The sequence below is a fragment of the Kitasatospora sp. NPDC058048 genome (assembly GCF_042885555.1).
Classification (GTDB): Bacteria; Actinomycetota; Actinomycetes; order Streptomycetales; family Streptomycetaceae; genus Kitasatospora; species Kitasatospora lactacystinica.
Window position 1 is genome coordinate 177,324 of sequence record NZ_JBHVRT010000001.1, and the last position, 15,230, is coordinate 192,553.

The window sequence follows — 15,230 nt, forward strand, 5'->3', positions numbered from 1 at the left end:
GCCGTTCGCAGCAATCCGCGCCCTGCCTCGGGTCGCATCCGGTCACATCGGCTCACATCCGGGAGATGTGCAGGTACCGCTTGATGTCCGGCAGGCTCAGCCAGACCAGTGCGCCGATGCCCGCCAGCAGGGCGACGCAGAACAGTTTCCTCAGCATGGTGTTCTCTCCTTCTCCGGCTGCGCGGCCTCGTCCACGACCCGCAGGACCAATCGGACCGCCTCCTCCACGGCGGCGGCGACGGGCTCGCTCAGCCCGATGCCCTCCTCCAGCGAGGCCGGCTCGCAGCCGACCACCAGCACCCGTTCCGGCGGCTCGCCACCGGTGCCGGCGGCGAGCGTGGCCAGCAGTGCCAGTACGGCGTCCGGCCCCATCCGGTGCCCGTCCAGGACGGGCACCTCCAGCGGCTCTCCGGTGTCCGCCTCGATCAGGTAGACGGTGCCGGGCGCCCCGCCCCGGCAGGTGGCGTCCACCAGGACGGCGGTGCGGTAGCCGTCGAGCAGTCGGTAGGCGAGGTCCACGCCGCGCACGCCGACGTCGGCCAGCTCGACGCCGGCCGGCAGCGGGTGGGCGGACAGCCGCCGGACGGTCTCGACGCCGAAGCCGTCGTCGCCGAGGAAGATGTTGCCCACCCCGGCGACCAGCACCGTCGGGCCCGTCGTCACGATCCCTCCAGCGGTGTGACCTCGTCGGGCTGGAAGTAGCGGAACCGTCCCTGGGCCCGCCACAGGTCGGCGCCCGGGTCGTCCTCCACGGTGACGGCCAGGTGCACCGAGCCGTCGAGGTCGTGCAGCACGGCCTCCACGACGCCGGTCCGCCCGTCCAGGAAGAGGTCCTGGGCGTCGGTGCGCCGCCGGCCGGGCCGCAGCAGGACCCGGCTGCCGGCGCCGACCTCGTGGCCGTCGACCAGCACCCGGTCCCGCTCGGGGTCGACCGCCGGGTCATTGCCCGGGTCCCACCAGGGCTGTTCGCCGCCGTCGACGGCGCCGCCGCCGGTGACCTCGCGCAGCCCGCGGATCGCCCCGTGCAGCCGCTCCAGCACCTCGGGGGGCATGGACTCGGCCAGGTCGATCACCGCGCCGGCCCGCTCGTCGGTGCCGCGGGCCTCCCGCTTCTCCTCCTCGGTCAGGGCGGCCGTCCGCAGCGCCAGGATCTCGTCGATCTCGGTGGCGTCGTACAGCGTGCCGAGGCTCTCCGGGGCGATCCGCGGGTGGTCCTCCAGGATGATCGGCGAGGACAGCACCACCGAGCGGTCGCCGTCCGGCCCCGCCAGCACCGGCCAGGTGCGCTCGTTGCGGCACCGCTCGACGGCCGGGCGGGCCCACTCGGGCGGGTCGGTGACGGACAGGAAGCGTCCGTGCTCCAGCCCGAGCAGCAGGTGGGCGGAGACCAGCGAGTGCGGCAGGGCCTGGTCGCGGGTGGCCCCCTGCGGCGGCCTCCAGGGGGAGGTGTTCTCCACCTCCACGGTCAGCCGCTGCGCCCGGTAGGGGCCGGGCAGTTCCTCGGCCCGCAGCCAGACCAGGCCGTCGACCTGTTCGCGCCGTCGCACCACCCGGCCGACGACGGCGCCGTCCTCGTGCACCAGAGCGGTTTCGCCGACGCCCGGCAGCCGGAACGGCCGCTGCACCCCTTCGCCGTCCACCTCCTCGACCGGGACCAGGAGTTCGATCCTTTCCTCGGCGCCCTCGTCCCACTCGACGAGGTCCCGGTCGGCCAGCTCCAGGCGCTCCACCGACTCGAAGCCGGCGGCGGTGGCCCGTTCGACGGTGCGCCGCTGGACCCGCAGGAAGCGCAGTTCGACCGCCAGCAGGTCCCCGCCGCGCGCCTCCATCAGGCACTCGGTGCGCTGGTGGGAGTGCTCGCCGCCGACCGCGGTGTACTCGGGCGGCACCAGGACGCCGAACTGCCAGCGCAGCCGGTTCTTGGCCGCCGAGGCGCGGTACGGGTAGAGCACGTAGCCCTCCAGCAGCACCGCGTCGGCGACCTGCCGGGCGGCCGCGAAGCCGCGCTCGATCCGCTCCGGGAAGTCGCTCACCGGACCGTCCCCCCGATCGCGGCCGCCGCGAGCAGCTCGCGCACCGTCGCCTCCCAGGAGGGCAGGGCCCGCCGGGAGCGGTAGGCCAGCAGCTCGTCCATGACGTCCTCCGGCAGCCGCAGCCAGCCGCTGCCGGGGAAGTGCCGGTCGATCGCCTCCCGCCAGACCCGCACCGGCATCCGCACCCGGGCCTCCCGGTCCCAGGGCACCGGGCTGACCTGGAAGCCGCCGGGGCCGGAGAAGGCGGTGCCGGAGAAGAGCAGCAGCAGCGGCACCTCGCCGCCGTCCAGCGCCCGGAAGTAGCGGGCCGAGGCGACCTCCTGGTCGTAGGTGCAGGGCACCGAGAGGTCGATCTCCGTGCCGCCGGTGAAGCCGGGCACCAGCAGCGGCACGGTGGCGAACTGGACCGGGTTGAGCGTGGTGGCCCAGCGCTGCCGCTCGCCGAACAGGTCGGTCAGCCGCCCGCCCTCGGCGTCGCCGTACGGCCGGCGGCCCGGTTCGATCCGCAGCTGGCACTGGAGGGCGAGGGCGTGCACCCGGGTGTCGGCCGGGGCCGTGATGCGCAGCCGGAACACCAGGGTCGGCCCGGCCGTGTACGGGTCGGACCGCACGCCGGTACAGGCGAAGGCGAGGGCCGTCACGCCGTCACCTCCGCGGGCAGCGGGCGGGCCCGGTCGGCCAGCCGCGCGAAGAACGCGTCGAGTTCGGCCCGTGCCTCGGCGCCGCCGTCGAAGCCGTGCCAGCACCGCCGCAACCGGCCGACCAGCTCGTAGCAGACGTCGATCGGCACCAGGAAGCACGTCACGCGTTCCTCGGTGCGGCGCAGCAGCAGCGCCTCCACGTCCGGTTCCAGGGCGTCGGCCAGCCGGCTGCCACCGAGGGCGCGCTGCCAGGTCGCCTCGTCCAGCTCGCTCTCGGTGGCGCCGGCCGGGCCGGGGTAGAAGGCGAGCAGCTGGTCCATCACCGTGTTGCGGAACAGGAAGGCGGTGCCGACCGGGATGCCCAGCACCGACCAGGCCTGCTGGTCCAACTCGCGTGCCGGGTCGGCGAGGTAGCGGTCCGGCACGGTGCGGTAGCGGCCGCCGGCCGCGCCCGGCTGCTGGAACAGCAGGCTGCAGGCGGTGCAGGCGCAGGCCAGGGCGCGCTCCTCGACGTCCACCAGGTGGCGGTGGCCGGCGGGCAGGTCCCGGCCGCAGAACGCGCACTGCTCGGGGCGCGGCGGGGCCGGTTCGCGCAGCCGGTGCAGCAGGGCGGTCCCGTCGCGGGAGATCCGGCGGGTGTTCATCGGGCCTCCGCGGGCTGCGGCGGGCGGGTGCCGATCTGGAGCAGTTGCGGGGCGCGTTCCAGTTCCACGGCGGTCACCTCGGGCGCGTGGCAGGCGAGCACGGCCTCCACCTCCTGTTCGCCGCAGCCGCAGCCGGTGGCCGTGCGGCGCAGCCGCAGGACGCCGGTGGCCGGGTCGAAGCCGGCCACCTCGACCCGCTCGGACAGGGCGGCCAGCGCCCGGTCGATCCGGGCGGGGAGGTCCTCGGGGTGCAGGTCGTGCAGGAGCAGCAGCCCGGCGACGGCCGGGTCGTCCAGCATCCGCTCCAGTGCGGGCGGGGGCAGCGCCGGGACCATCCTGGCCAGGCCCTGGCCGTAGAACTCCATGAGTTCCCGGACCAGTTGCTCGCCCGCCTGCTCGGCTCCGCTGCCGGCCAGGGCGTCCAGGGCCTCGTGGATCCGCTGCCCGGTCCGCTCGGCCGTCATGCGGTGAGCCCGCTCAGGCCGGTGGGGACGTGCATGGTCTGCACGGTGCGCCCGCCGCCGACGTACATGTGCACGCCGCAGGGCAGACAGGGGTCGAAGCTGCGTACCGCGCGCATGATGTCGATGCCCTTGAAGGTGTCCGGGGGGTTCTCCTCGAAGATCGGGGTGTTCTGCACCGCGTCCTCGTACGGGCCGGGCGTGCCGTAGCTGTCCCGGACGCTGGCGTTCCACGGGGTGGGCGGGTACGGGTGGTAGTTGGCGATCTTGCCGTCGCGGATCACCATGTGGTGCGAGAGCACGCCGCGCACGGCCTCGGTGAAGCCGCAGCCGATCGACTCGTCCGGCACCTCGAAGCGCTCCCAGGTCTGGCTGCGCCCGGCGCGGACCTCGTCGAGCGCCTTCTCGGCGAAGTGCAGGGCGGCGGCGGCCGCGTACGCCTGGAAGTAGGTGCGGGCGCGGTTGCGCTCGATGGCGTTGCTCCACTGCGGGATCTTCCACTCGAAGGTGACCTCGGGCTTGGTCATCGAGCGGGGCAGGTTGATCTGCACGCTGTGGCCGGTGGCCTTGATGTAGCCGATGTCGACCAGCCCGGACAGGGCGGTGGACCACAGGCGTGCGATCGGGCCGCCGCCGGTGTCGAGGGCGAGGTGGTCCTTGCCGTCGAACCAGCGCGGGGACATCACCCAGCTGTACTTGTCGTCGAAGTTCCGCTTCTGCGGGGCGGGGATGGTGTGCTGGTTCCACGGGTGGCGGGGGTCGACGGGGTTGCCCAGCGGGTCGTGGGTGACGAACAGGTCCTTGCCCTGCCAGTCCTCGTAGTAGGAGCTGCCGAGCAGGATGCGGATGCCCAGGTTGATCTGCGTCAGGTCGTTGGTGACGAGCTTGCCGTCCACCACGACGCCGGGGGTGACGAACATCCGCCGGCCCCAGTCCGTCATGTTGCGGTAGGTGAAGTCGCAGTGGTCCGGGTCGTTGAGGCTGCCCCAGCAGCCGAGCAGGACCCGGCGCCGGCCGACCTCCTCGTAGCCGGGCAGGGCCTGGTAGAAGAAGTCGAAGAGGTCGTCGTGCAGCGGCACGACCTTCTTCATGAACTCGACGTAGCGCATCAGCCGGGTCAGGTAGTCGGTGAACAGCTGCACCGTGGCGACGGTGCCGACGCCGCCCGGGTAGAGCGTGGAGGGGTGCACGTGGCGGCCCTCCATCAGGCAGAACATCTCCCGGGTGTAGCGGCTGACCTGGAGCGCCTCGCGGTAGAAGTCGCCCTCGATGGGGTTGAGCGAGCGCATGATGTCGGCGATCGTCCGGTAGCCGTGGTCGCCGGCGTGCGGGGCCTCGGTGCGCTCGGCCTGCTCCAGGACGCCGGGGTTGGTCTCGCGGACCATCTTCTCGCAGTAGTCGACCCCGACCAGGTTCTCCTGGAAGATGTTGTGGTCGAACATGTACTCGGCGGCCTCACCGAGGTTGATGATCCACTCGCCCAGGTGCGGGGGCTTCACCCCGTACGCCATGTTCTGCGTGTAGACGGAGCAGGTGGCGTGGTTGTCGCCGCAGATCCCGCAGATCCGGCTGGTGATGAAGTGGGCGTCGCGCGGGTCCTTGCCGCGCATGAAGACGCTGTAGCCGCGGAAGACCGAGGAGGTGCTGTAGCACTCCGCGACCCGCTTCTGCTTGAAGTCGATCTTCGTGTGGATGCCCAGGCTGCCCACGATGCGGGTGATCGGGTCCCAGGACATCTCGGTCAGGCCGCTGCCGTCGCCGGCCGCCCTGGTGGTCGGTGTTGCCATCGTTGCTGTCGTGTCCTTGTCTCTGGGAGCGGGCCCCGGCGAGCGGGCGGGGGGTCGTCGAGCGGGCGTGGGCCGCCGGCGGCCGCACACCGGTCGGTGTGCGGCCCTGCGGCGGTCACCAGGGCGGGCGGTAGCCCGTGGTCAGGTGGCGGCCGGAGTGACGCCACTTCGGTTCCTTGTCCAGGGTGTTCAGCGTGACCGCGCGCAGCCGGCGGATCAGCGCGCCGTACGCGCTGCTGGCGTTGGAGGAGACCCGTGAGCCGGGGGGCGGGTCCATGAAGGGCATGAACTTGTCCGGGAAGCCCGGCATGGTGCAGGCGATGCAGATGCCGCCCACGTTCGGGCAGCCGCCGATGCCGTTGGTCCAGCCGCGCTTGGCGACGTTGCACTTCACGACCGGGCCCCAGCAGCCGAGCCGCACCAGGCACTCGGGCGTGCCGTAGTCGGTGGCGAACTGCCCCTGCTCGTAGTAGCCGCCGCGGTCGCAGCCCTCGTGCACGGTGGCGCCGAACAGCCAGGCGGGACGCAGCTTGTCGTCCAGCGGGATCATCGGCGCGGAGCCGGCCAGCTGGTACAGCAGGTAGGTGAGCGTCTCGGCGAAGTTGTCGGGCTGGATCGGGCAGCCCGGCACGCAGACGATGGGCAGTCCGGCCTTGGACTTCCAGTCCCAGCCGAGGTAGTCCGGCACGCCCATGGCGCCGGTCGGGTTGCCGGCCATCGCGTGGATGCCGCCGTACGTGGCGCAGGTGCCGATCGCCACCACGGCGGTCGCCTTCGGGGCGAGCCGGTCCAGCCACTCGCTGGTGGTGATGGGCTGACCGGTGGCGGGGTCGTCGCCGAAGCCGCACCAGTAGCCCTCCTTCTTGATCTTCTCGTTGGGGATGGACCCCTCGACGACCAGCACGAACGGCTCGATCTCGCCGCGGTCGGCCTTGAAGAACCACTCGACGAAGTTGTCCGCGCCCTGGACCGGGCCGCACTCGAAGTCGATCAGCGGCCAGTGCACCGCGACCTTGGGCAGGCCGGGCAGTGCGCCGGTGACGATCTCCTCGATGCTGGGCTGCATCGCGGCGGTCAGCGAGACGGAGTCGCCGTCGCAGCTGAGGCCCGCGTTGATCCAGAGAATGTGCACCACGTCGGTGTCGGTGGTTGCAGCTGTTGCAGTCGTTGCAGCTGTTGCAGCACCCATGAGGATGCCTCCTCGGGGATGGGAGCCTGAGGGAATGGCTCGAAGCCAGTCATAGCAACGGTCCGGGCTAGGCGCCGGTCCGCGCGGCGCGCGCCGGGGCCCGGGGAGGCAAGCCGGGCGGGGCCGTTCGGGTCACGGTCGCGCGGCGGGCCCCGTCGGCACCGGGCGCTTGTGGACGAACGCGGAACGCAGCGCGTGATACGGCGATTCGGGTGTGAAGAACTGCCGGTGCATCACCGCGAGCTCCTCCTCCCGGTAGGCGTCGAGCGGTTTCGTCCGCTCGTCGGCCTCGCGCGCGGCCTTCTTCGCCGCGATCCGCTGGTGGGCGGTGGGCGAGGCGGCGAGCAGCCCGGCCAGCCGGGCCGTGGACGGCCCGAACTCCTCCGGCCCGCAGGCGAGCACCCGGTCGACCAGGCCGATCCGCTCGGCGGTGGCCGCGGAGACGGGCAGCGCCTGGCGGGTCAGCCGTTCGGCCGCCGCCGCGCCGAGGCGGCGCGGGAGGCTGTACGTCCAGTACTCCGACCCGTACAGCCCCATCAGCCGGTAGTGCGGGTTGAGGACGGAGCCGGCGCGGCACCACACCTCGTCCGCCGCCAGCGCCAGCATCACCCCGCCGGCCGCCGCGTTGCCCCCGACGGCGGCGACCACCAGCCGGTCGGTGGTGGTGAGCACCGCGTCGACCAGTTCGTCCATCGCGGTGATGTTGTCCCAGGACTCGACGGCCGGGTCCGCCGCGGCCTCGATCACGTTGAGGTGGATGCCGTTGGAGAAGAAGTCGCGGCCGCCGCCGAGCACCAGCACCGAGGTCGGGCGGGCGACGGCGAAGCGGTAGGCCGCCAGCAGGCGGCGGCAGTGGCCGGTGGACATCGCGCCGCCCGGGAAGGAGAAGCGCAGGAAGCCCACCGGGCCGTCCTCCTGGTAGCGGACGTCCGACCAGACGGGGCCGTCCTGCTCGCCCGGCATCAGGGGCGCCGCCAGCTCCGGCAGGGCGGGGAGCAGGCCGCCGAGCGCCGTCACGGCGGGGAGCTTGACGCCCGCGGGGCCGCCGGGGGTGCGGCGGCGCAGTTCGGGGATCCACACGGCACCGTCCGTGGTGGCCCGGCACAGGGCCCCGGCCCGGGTGGCGAGCAGGTCGCCGGGGCAGCCGCGCAGCACCGGTTCGCGGTGCCCGCCGTGCAGGTACCAGGTGCCACCGCACAGTTCGTCGAGCACCCCGGGCCGGGAGTCCGCGGCGCGGAGCCTGCGCAGCACCGCCTCGGTGCTGTCGGCCGCCCAGTCGATCCGACGCTCCTCCTGGCGCAGGACGGGCCGGGTGCGCACGGCGCCGCTCCAGCCCGGGCCGGACTGCGGCTGCGGCGCGTACGTGCCCGAGGCGACGCGCTCCACGGCGAGCAGCGCGGCCTCCACAGCCGCGTCGGCGACCTCGTTGCGGTAGAGGTCGCTCTTGCCGTACTCCGGCAGCCGGCAGGGCGCCGAGGCCCAGACCGGCCCGGCGTCCAGCTCCGCCTCGGCCTGGAGCACGGTGACGGCCCATTCGGTGCGGCCGTCCTGGATCGCCCGGTCGAGGGAGGAGGGGCCGCGGTCGCCCGGCGGGCCGGGGTGGACGATCAGGCAGGTGAGCTGCGACCAGAGCTCCTGCGGGATCGCGGTGCGCAGTATCGGGGCGAGCACCAGGTCGGGCTTGAGCCGGCGCGCCGCGTCGATCAACTCCTCCTCGTCACCGGCCAGTTGGAGGTCCACAGTGTGGAGTCGGTCGCGCAGTTCGGCGTGCAGCCGCTGGCTGAGGCTGTTGAACGCGCTGGCGAGGAGAAGAATCCGCATGTCCGCCTCCGACGGGGGGTGCTCCGGGAACCCGGTGATCATCGCTTCCGCCCTCGCGGCCCCCTGCCGCGTCCGGCATGTCGCGCCGCGCGTTCACCCGAGCGGCCGGGGCCGGGCGACGGCGCCGAGCGGGTAGCATGTAAGCTATGAATTCCGAGAGTGACCCTTACGAGCTTCGCCCCGGCGTGCCCGGCGTCGAGGTCTTCCGCCGTCTGCGCACCGACGCCGGCCTCTCCGACAAGGCCCCGGAGGCGGTCGCGCTCGCCCTCCCCAACACCTGGTACGGCGTGGTCCTCCACCACGAGGGCGAGCCCGTCGGCATGGGGCGGATCATCGGCGACGGCGGCACCGCGTTCCAGATCACCGACATCTGCGTCCACCCCGCGCACCAGGGCCACGGCCTCGGCAAGCGGATCATGGCGGCCCTCACCGAGGAACTGGAGCGCCGGGCCCCCGCCACCGCGTACGTCTCACTGATCGCGGACGGGCCCGCGCGCTTCCTCTACGAGAAGTTCGGCTTCGCGGACACCGCCACCCACGACTCGATCGGCATGTACCGGCTGATGGGCGGCCGCTGACGGCCCCCCGGTCCGCGCTGTCGGCGGTCCGGTGTGTACTGGCACCCGATCACTGTCCCCGTGCGACCCCGGAGGTGCCACGATGGCCCGTCTCCACGTCCGTTCCGGCCTCGACCCCGACGAGCCGGACACCCCGGCCGCCGTACTGGTCGCCGACCCCGACGGAACCCCCGGGGAGCGGGCGCTGGCCCGGCTCGGCACGAACTGCTACGAGGGCGACGGGGTCCTCTACCTGGTGCAGACCGACGGCTGGGCCGAGCACGCGTACGACGGCGACCGGCTGACGGTCGCCGTCGCCGCCCACCCTGCCGTGCTGGAACGGACGGAGAGCGACCCGGCGGACTTCCCGGCCCGCTCCGCCGCCGACCCCTCGGCCGTCATCGTGCTGAGCGTCGAGGCCGTCGTCGATCCGGCCACGGCCGGACGGCTCGCCGAAGGAGCCGCCGTCCTCGTCGCGGCCCCGGACACGCCGCTCGACGAACTCCTCGGCTCCGGCGACGACTGGCCGATGCTCCTCGCGCCGCCGCCCGAGCGGCCGTAGTCGCGCGGCCGGAGGCGGTGGGTCCGGTTCGACGGCCCGAGCCCGGCGGCCGACGGGGCGTGCCCCCGGTCGGCCGCCGGGCGGGGGGGTCACAGCGGCAGGACCTGCCAGTCGCCGAAGGCGGTGGCCGTCGTGCCGGTGCGGAAGCGGACGCGGCCGTCCGTGCCGATGGCGAACACGTGGAGCACCCCGCCGCCGTCGACGATCGCGGCCGGGAAGTCGAGGACGGTGCCGCCGAGGTCCTGCCAGCTGTCGTAGCCGGAGTTCGGGGCGGTCTGCGCGGTGGTGCTCACCCCACCGCCGCCGTTGCGCTCGAACAGCACGACCCGTCCGCCGAGGGTGGCCGCGGCCGGCTCGCCCACTCCCCCGTGTCCGCCGAGGGGGGCCGGTGTCCGGCTCCACGAACCGCCGCCGGGTTGGGTCTGGTAGCTGACCAGCATCGCGCCGGTGCCCGCCTCCCGGTAGGCGAGTTCGATGCGGCCGTCCTGGTCGAGCGCGGCCCTGGGCGGGCTCGCCGGCCGGGCGTCCGGGATCGGAGACGGGCCGTTGACGACGCCGTTCGGGGCGCTCTGCCACCAGCCGAGGATGCCGGTGCGGGTGGCGGCGAACACCTCGATCCTCCCGGCGCCGTTGCGGATCGCGGCGACCGGGTCCTGGAGGTCGGTGCCGCCCAGGTCCGTCCAGTCGCGCGTCCACACGCCGCCCGGGCTGGTCTGCCAGATGGTGCTGAGGCCGCCGCCGCCGTTCTTGACGAAGATCTCCAGCCGCCCGTCCTGGGAGTTGGCGACCACGGGCACGCCGACCTGGGACTCGTTGCCGTACCCGGTGTTGGGGTTGCCGTGGTCGGCCCAGGAGTTCCACCACCAGCCGTTGGGCGTGCCCTGCGGCAGGGAGACGATGTGGTGGTCGGTGAGGCGGCGGGCGAAGACCTCCAGCCGGCCGTCGGCGTTGGTGCCGACCGCGATGCCCGGCCCCAGCCGCCCGCCCGGGTCGGCCATCCGCACCGGACCGCCCCAGCTGCCGTCCGCCTGGCGCCAGTAGGTGTAGAGGGCGCCGGCCCGGACGAGGAAGACCTGCGGCCGGCCGTCCTGGTTCAGTCCGGCCCAGGAGGTGCCCCGCGACCAGCGGTAGTACATCCGGGAGAACCAGTCGCTCGAGTAGTTCGGCGAGTGGTCGTGGCTCGCGTACTCGGAGACGAACACGCCCTTGGCGCCGGTCGTCGCCGGGTCGAGGTTCACCGGGGAGTCGCTGATGTTGTAGTCCCGGTAGTTCACCTGGATCAGCGCGCCGCCGTACAGCCGGGCCGCCTCGCCGGCGAACTTCGCGGCGGTGACGTGGTCCGCGTGGTCGCCCGAGTAGCGGCTGTCCGGCAGTTCGTCCTGGGCCCGGAGCACGGTCGGCCGGTACGTCACCATCACCTGCCGCAGGACCTCGACGACGTCCGCGGCCGTGTAGGTCGACGGCCCGGACAGCTTGCTGCCGACCGGGACGACGGTGGTGTCGGTGCCGCCGGCCAGGACGCCGGCGAGCCCGCCGTCGTGCAGGTTGAGGAAGATCAGGTGCACCGGCCGGTCCTTGAGGACGTACCGTTCGACCTGCTTGCCCGCGACCGTCCAGGCCTCGGCCGTCCAGTGCCCGACCTCGTCGGTCCCCGGGTCGCCGTCGCCGACCCCGGCCATCCGGGAGTAGGCGTTGACGGCGCCCATCTGCCGGTTCCAGGTGCGCGGCGGATCGCCCGCCGGGTCCCAGCAGGCCGTGGCGCACGGGTCGCCGGTGATGTTCCCCGCGGTGACGAACACCGTGACGGACGGCGTGCCGTTGGCGAGCGCGTTGGACAGGTCCGGGTTCATGAACAGGATGTCGTCGTCCTCGTGCGCGACGACCTGCAGGAACAGTGCTCCGTCGCCGGCGGCCGCCGGCATGCCCGCGGCCGTACCCGTGCCCTCGGCCGCGACCGCGCGGGTCGCGCTCCCCCTGGCCAGGACGGGTGCGGCGAGGGCGGCGAGCGCGACGGAGGTGAGAAGTTGCCGTCGTCCGATTGCCATGCGATTCCCCCCACTTCGAGATCGGCGTGTGATCACGCCACGAGGAGGCTAACCCACGACCGGACGGACGGTGCCATCAGCCGCATTCCGCGCATTTGCCCCAGGGGCAAGGTGATTGACGGATCGTCAGGCCGACTCGGAGGGCGGGTCGCCGAGCAGGTCGGCGACCAGGTGGCGGGCGTAGTCGGGGCCGAGGCCGGCGGGGCGGAAGAGGATCCGGTACATCAGGGGGGCGACGAGGCGGTCCATGGCGGCCTCGACCCCGGGGGCCTCCTCGCCGCGCGCACGGCCGCGGGCGAGGACCAGGGCGAGCTGGTCGGCGGCGTAGGCCGAGCACTGGCCGGCGTTGCCGCCGTCCGGGTCGCCGAGCAGGGCGTCGCGGACGTAGGCGCGACCGGAGGCGGAGGCCATCTCGTCGAGGAACTGCTCGGCCCAGGCGGTGAGGTCGGCGCGCAGGCCGCCGCGGTCCGCCGGCTCGGTGTCGGGGCGCAGCCGCTCCACCGCGACGTCGGACAGCAGCTCGGCCAGGTCGCCCCAGCGGCGGTACACCGTGGACGGGGTGACACCGGCCCGCTGGGCGACCATCGGCACGGTGAGCGCCTCGCGGCCCACCTCCGCGAGCAGCTCGCGCACCGCGGTGTGCACCGCCTCCTGGACCCGGGCGCTGCGCCCGCCCGGGCGGACCATCTGCCGAGGACTCATACCTCCATCCTAAAGCGCGGCCTTTGCGTTAAGGCGGGGGCGGGCGCGACCCCGGGACTCCGGACCGCTTCGGGGGCCGGCCCGCCTCAGACCACCGGCGCGAGCGCCCGCGCGGGCTGCGTCCGCTCGAAGGCGTGGCCGACCCGCAGCAGCATCCGCTCGCCGAGCGGCCGCCCGAGCAGCTGCAGGCCGATCGGCAGGCCCGCCGCGTCGTGGCCGGCCGGGACGGACAGCGCGGGCACGCCGGTGACGTTGGCCGGGGCGGAGAGCCGGACGTAGGCGTCCGAGACGCTCTCGGTGGCGCCGTCCGGCCAGCCGACCGTCTCCTGGCCGACCCGCACCGCCGTCGTCGGCACGGTCGGGGCGGCGATCACGTCGACCTCCGCCAGGACCCGCGCCCACGCGTCCCGGATCAGCGTCCGGGCGCGCTGGGCGCGCAGGTAGTCGCCCGCGCCGATCAGTTCGCCGGCCTCCAGCAGGACCCTGACGTCGGCCTGGTACAGCTCGGGGACGGTGCGCAGCGTGCGCGCGTGGTAGGCGGCGGCCTCGGGCGCCGTCAGGCCCCACAGGGTGGGCACCAGGTAGCGGGCCATCGGGATCTCCACCTCGACGGGCCGGGCGCCGAGCGCCTCCAGCTGCTCGACGGCACGGTGGACGGCGGCGGCGACCTCCTCGTCGACGTGGTCGACGTAGTAGGCGTTCGGCACGCCGACCCGCACGCCGGTCAGGTCCGGCTCCCGCTCGGGCCGGTAGTCGACGGCGGGGGCGGCCAGCGAGGCGGGGTCGCGCGGGTCGTGCCCGGCGAGGGCGGCCAGGACCAGCGCCGCGTCCTCGACGGTGCGGGTGATCGGGCCCACGTGGTCGAGCGACCAGGACAGCGAGGTGACGCCGTGGCGGGGCACCAGCCCGTAGGTGGGCTTGAGGCCGACCACCCCGTTCAGTGCGGCGGGCACCCGGATCGAGCCGCCGGTGTCGGTGCCAAGGGCGAAGGTCGCCGCCCCGGCGGCCACCGCGGCGGCGGACCCGCCGCTGGATCCTCCGGCGACCCGGTCGCGGTCCCAGGCGTTGCATGTCTGCGGGGTGGTCAGGCCGTAGGCGAACTCGTGGGTGTGGGTCTTGCCGGCCAGGACCGCGCCGGCGGCCCGCAGCCGGGCGGCGACCGTGCTGTCGGCGGTCGCGCGGTGGCCGTCCCGGACCCGGGAGCCGGCGCCGGTGGGCGTGCCGGCGACGTCGATCAGGTCCTTGAGTCCGACCGGGATGCCGTGCAGCGGCCCCCGGTACCGGCCCTGGGCGATCTCCCGCTCGGCCCGGCGCGCCGCGTCGCGGGCCTGCTCGGCGGCGACGGTTACGTAGGCGCCGAGGTTCGGCTCCACCCGGTCGATGCGGCCGAGGACGGAGTCGACCAGTTCCACGGGGGACAGCCGCCGCTCCCGGATCCGCGTCGCGGCGGCGGCGAGGCTCAGTTCATACGGCTGCATCGGGCCGCTCCTCCGCGTCGAGGTGCTCCGCTTCCGCGCGGTAGGCGGCGCCGGGCGGGGTGTCCCCGAAGTCCAGTTCCCGCAGGAGGGCGACGACAGACTGGATGTGTTCGGCGGTGGCCGCCACCGCGGCGTGGCGCTCGGGCGGCAGGTCGAGTCCGGCCCGGGCGGCCCGGTGGGCGGCCTCGGACGGGGTGAGTTCGGCGGAGGACATGGGCGCGCTCCTGATCGTGGGCGGCGGGGCGGGTTCGCGCAGGCGAGGCGCCCCGCACCAAAAGCTAAGGGTTTGCGTTAACGCGACTGTAGGTTCTAGGGTCCCACTAACGCAAACGAATGGCTTTTACAGCGGAGGAGCCGGCCCCATGCCCAGTACCCCTACCCCCTCCTGGACGGTCGGCGACGTCACCGTCCACCGCATCGACGAGATCCCGCTGCCGCCCGCGACCGGACAGTGGCTGCTGCCCGACGCCACCCCCGGGACGGTGGCCGGCCAGGACTGGCTGCACCCCGACTTCGCCGACGCCGACGGCGCGCTGCGCCTGGACAGCCACAGCTTCGCCTTCGACCTGGACGGGCTGCGGGTACTCGTCGACACCGGCATCGGCAACGGCAAGCAGCGCGCCAACCCGGCCTGGCACGACCTGCGCACCGACTACCCGCGGCGCCTCGCCGCCGCCGGGTTCCCGCCGGACTCCGTCGACCTGGTGGTCCTCACCCACCTGCACGCCGACCACGTCGGCTGGAACACCCGGGAGGTGGACGGCGCCTGGGTGCCCACCTTCCCCCGCGCGCGCTACCTCACCACCCGCGCCGAACGGGAGTTCTGGGCCGGCTACGCCATGGACGAGGCGCGCGCCCAGATGTTCCGGGACTCGGTGCTCCCGGTCGAGCGGGCCGGCCGGCTGGACCTCGTCGACGTCCCCGCCGAGGGCCTGGCGATCGCCCCGGGCCTGCGCCTGCTCCCCACCCCCGGCCACACCCCGGGGCACGTCGCCGTCGAACTGACCAGCCGGGGCCGCACGGCGGTGATCACCGGGGACTGCCTCCACCACCCGGTCCAGCTCGCCCACCCCGCCATCGGCGCCTGCGTCGACATCGACCCGCAGCGCTCCGAGGCCACCCGCCGCGCGCTGCTCGGCTCCCTCGCCGGCACCGACACCCTGCTGCTCGGCACCCACTTCGCCCCGCCCACCGCCGGCCACGTCGTCGCCCACGGGGACGCCTACCGGCTGCGGCCCGTCCCCCCGGCCTGAGCCGGCGGAGCGCGACGGCCGGGGTGCGGCCCGACGCCACCGGCGAGCGGCCCCGGC

Annotated in this window: 16 protein-coding genes; 3 read left to right on the forward strand and 13 right to left on the reverse strand. The window is 74.0% G+C overall.

Annotated elements, in window-relative coordinates:
• Window positions 1-52: 52 nt before the first annotated feature.
• From ACFVVA_RS00710 to ACFVVA_RS00750, 9 genes are all read right to left on the reverse strand, one after another.
• Window positions 53-157, reverse strand: a complete 105-nt coding sequence (locus ACFVVA_RS00710) for a DUF6893 family small protein (protein ID WP_387684311.1) — start codon at window positions 155-157, stop codon at window positions 53-55.
• Complete coding sequence (locus tag ACFVVA_RS00715) at window positions 151-663, reverse strand: hydrogenase maturation protease (RefSeq protein WP_387684313.1); 513 nt, start codon at window positions 661-663, stop codon at window positions 151-153. Before ACFVVA_RS00715 ends, ACFVVA_RS00710 begins: the two co-directional genes overlap by 7 nt.
• Entirely contained in the window at window positions 660-2,033 is a 1,374-nt protein-coding gene (locus ACFVVA_RS00720) for a hypothetical protein (RefSeq protein ID WP_387684315.1), read from the reverse strand. The genes ACFVVA_RS00715 and ACFVVA_RS00720 overlap by 4 nt, the downstream gene beginning before the upstream one ends.
• Window positions 2,030-2,674 carry a DUF6084 family protein gene (locus ACFVVA_RS00725; protein ID WP_387684317.1) on the reverse strand — a complete coding sequence of 215 codons (645 nt, stop codon included), beginning with the start codon at window positions 2,672-2,674 and terminating at the stop codon, window positions 2,030-2,032. Before ACFVVA_RS00725 ends, ACFVVA_RS00720 begins: the two co-directional genes overlap by 4 nt.
• Window positions 2,671-3,318: a DUF5947 family protein gene (locus ACFVVA_RS00730; RefSeq protein ID WP_380542586.1), complete on the reverse strand. Its 648-nt coding sequence runs from the start codon at window positions 3,316-3,318 to the stop codon at window positions 2,671-2,673. The genes ACFVVA_RS00725 and ACFVVA_RS00730 overlap by 4 nt, the downstream gene beginning before the upstream one ends.
• Window positions 3,315-3,782 carry a thioredoxin gene (locus tag ACFVVA_RS00735; protein ID WP_387684319.1) on the reverse strand — a complete coding sequence of 156 codons (468 nt, stop codon included), beginning with the start codon at window positions 3,780-3,782 and terminating at the stop codon, window positions 3,315-3,317. The genes ACFVVA_RS00730 and ACFVVA_RS00735 overlap by 4 nt, the downstream gene beginning before the upstream one ends.
• Window positions 3,779-5,566: a nickel-dependent hydrogenase large subunit gene (locus tag ACFVVA_RS00740; RefSeq protein ID WP_387684321.1), complete on the reverse strand. Its 1,788-nt coding sequence runs from the start codon at window positions 5,564-5,566 to the stop codon at window positions 3,779-3,781. Before ACFVVA_RS00740 ends, ACFVVA_RS00735 begins: the two co-directional genes overlap by 4 nt.
• A gap of 115 nt (window positions 5,567-5,681) precedes the next feature.
• Window positions 5,682-6,755, reverse strand: coding sequence for a hydrogenase expression protein HypE (locus tag ACFVVA_RS00745; RefSeq protein ID WP_387684323.1), 1,074 nt, complete (start codon window positions 6,753-6,755; stop codon window positions 5,682-5,684).
• A gap of 132 nt (window positions 6,756-6,887) precedes the next feature.
• A complete protein-coding gene (locus ACFVVA_RS00750) occupies window positions 6,888-8,576 on the reverse strand; it encodes an enoyl-CoA hydratase-related protein (RefSeq protein ID WP_387684325.1) in 1,689 nt (562 codons plus the stop codon).
• Between the two features lie 146 nt (window positions 8,577-8,722).
• Here ACFVVA_RS00750 and ACFVVA_RS00755 point away from each other — a divergent pair, with 146 nt between their 5' ends.
• The gene (locus tag ACFVVA_RS00755; protein ID WP_387684327.1) at window positions 8,723-9,154 is read left to right on the forward strand and encodes a GNAT family N-acetyltransferase; all 432 of its coding nucleotides are present in this window, start codon (window positions 8,723-8,725) and stop codon (window positions 9,152-9,154) included.
• 82 nt (window positions 9,155-9,236) lie between these two features.
• On the forward strand, window positions 9,237-9,695 hold the full coding sequence (locus ACFVVA_RS00760) for a hypothetical protein (protein ID WP_387684329.1): 459 nt from the start codon (window positions 9,237-9,239) through the stop codon (window positions 9,693-9,695).
• 89 nt (window positions 9,696-9,784) lie between these two features.
• On the opposite strand, the gene ACFVVA_RS00765 is transcribed toward ACFVVA_RS00760, so the two are convergent.
• From ACFVVA_RS00765 to ACFVVA_RS00780, 4 genes are all read right to left on the reverse strand, one after another.
• Window positions 9,785-11,740, reverse strand: coding sequence for a PIG-L family deacetylase (locus tag ACFVVA_RS00765; RefSeq protein WP_387684331.1), 1,956 nt, complete (start codon window positions 11,738-11,740; stop codon window positions 9,785-9,787).
• 126 nt (window positions 11,741-11,866) lie between these two features.
• A complete protein-coding gene (locus tag ACFVVA_RS00770; protein WP_387684333.1) occupies window positions 11,867-12,442 on the reverse strand; it encodes a TetR/AcrR family transcriptional regulator in 576 nt (191 codons plus the stop codon).
• 86 nt (window positions 12,443-12,528) lie between these two features.
• Entirely contained in the window at window positions 12,529-13,920 is a 1,392-nt protein-coding gene (locus ACFVVA_RS00775) for an amidase (protein ID WP_387684335.1), read from the reverse strand.
• Window positions 13,907-14,134: a hypothetical protein gene (locus tag ACFVVA_RS00780; protein ID WP_387684337.1), complete on the reverse strand. Its 228-nt coding sequence runs from the start codon at window positions 14,132-14,134 to the stop codon at window positions 13,907-13,909. Before ACFVVA_RS00780 ends, ACFVVA_RS00775 begins: the two co-directional genes overlap by 14 nt.
• Window positions 14,135-14,282: 148 nt before the next feature.
• Here ACFVVA_RS00780 and ACFVVA_RS00785 point away from each other — a divergent pair, with 148 nt between their 5' ends.
• Complete coding sequence (locus ACFVVA_RS00785; protein WP_387684339.1) at window positions 14,283-15,173, forward strand: MBL fold metallo-hydrolase; 891 nt, start codon at window positions 14,283-14,285, stop codon at window positions 15,171-15,173.
• Window positions 15,174-15,230: the final 57 nt, after the last annotated feature.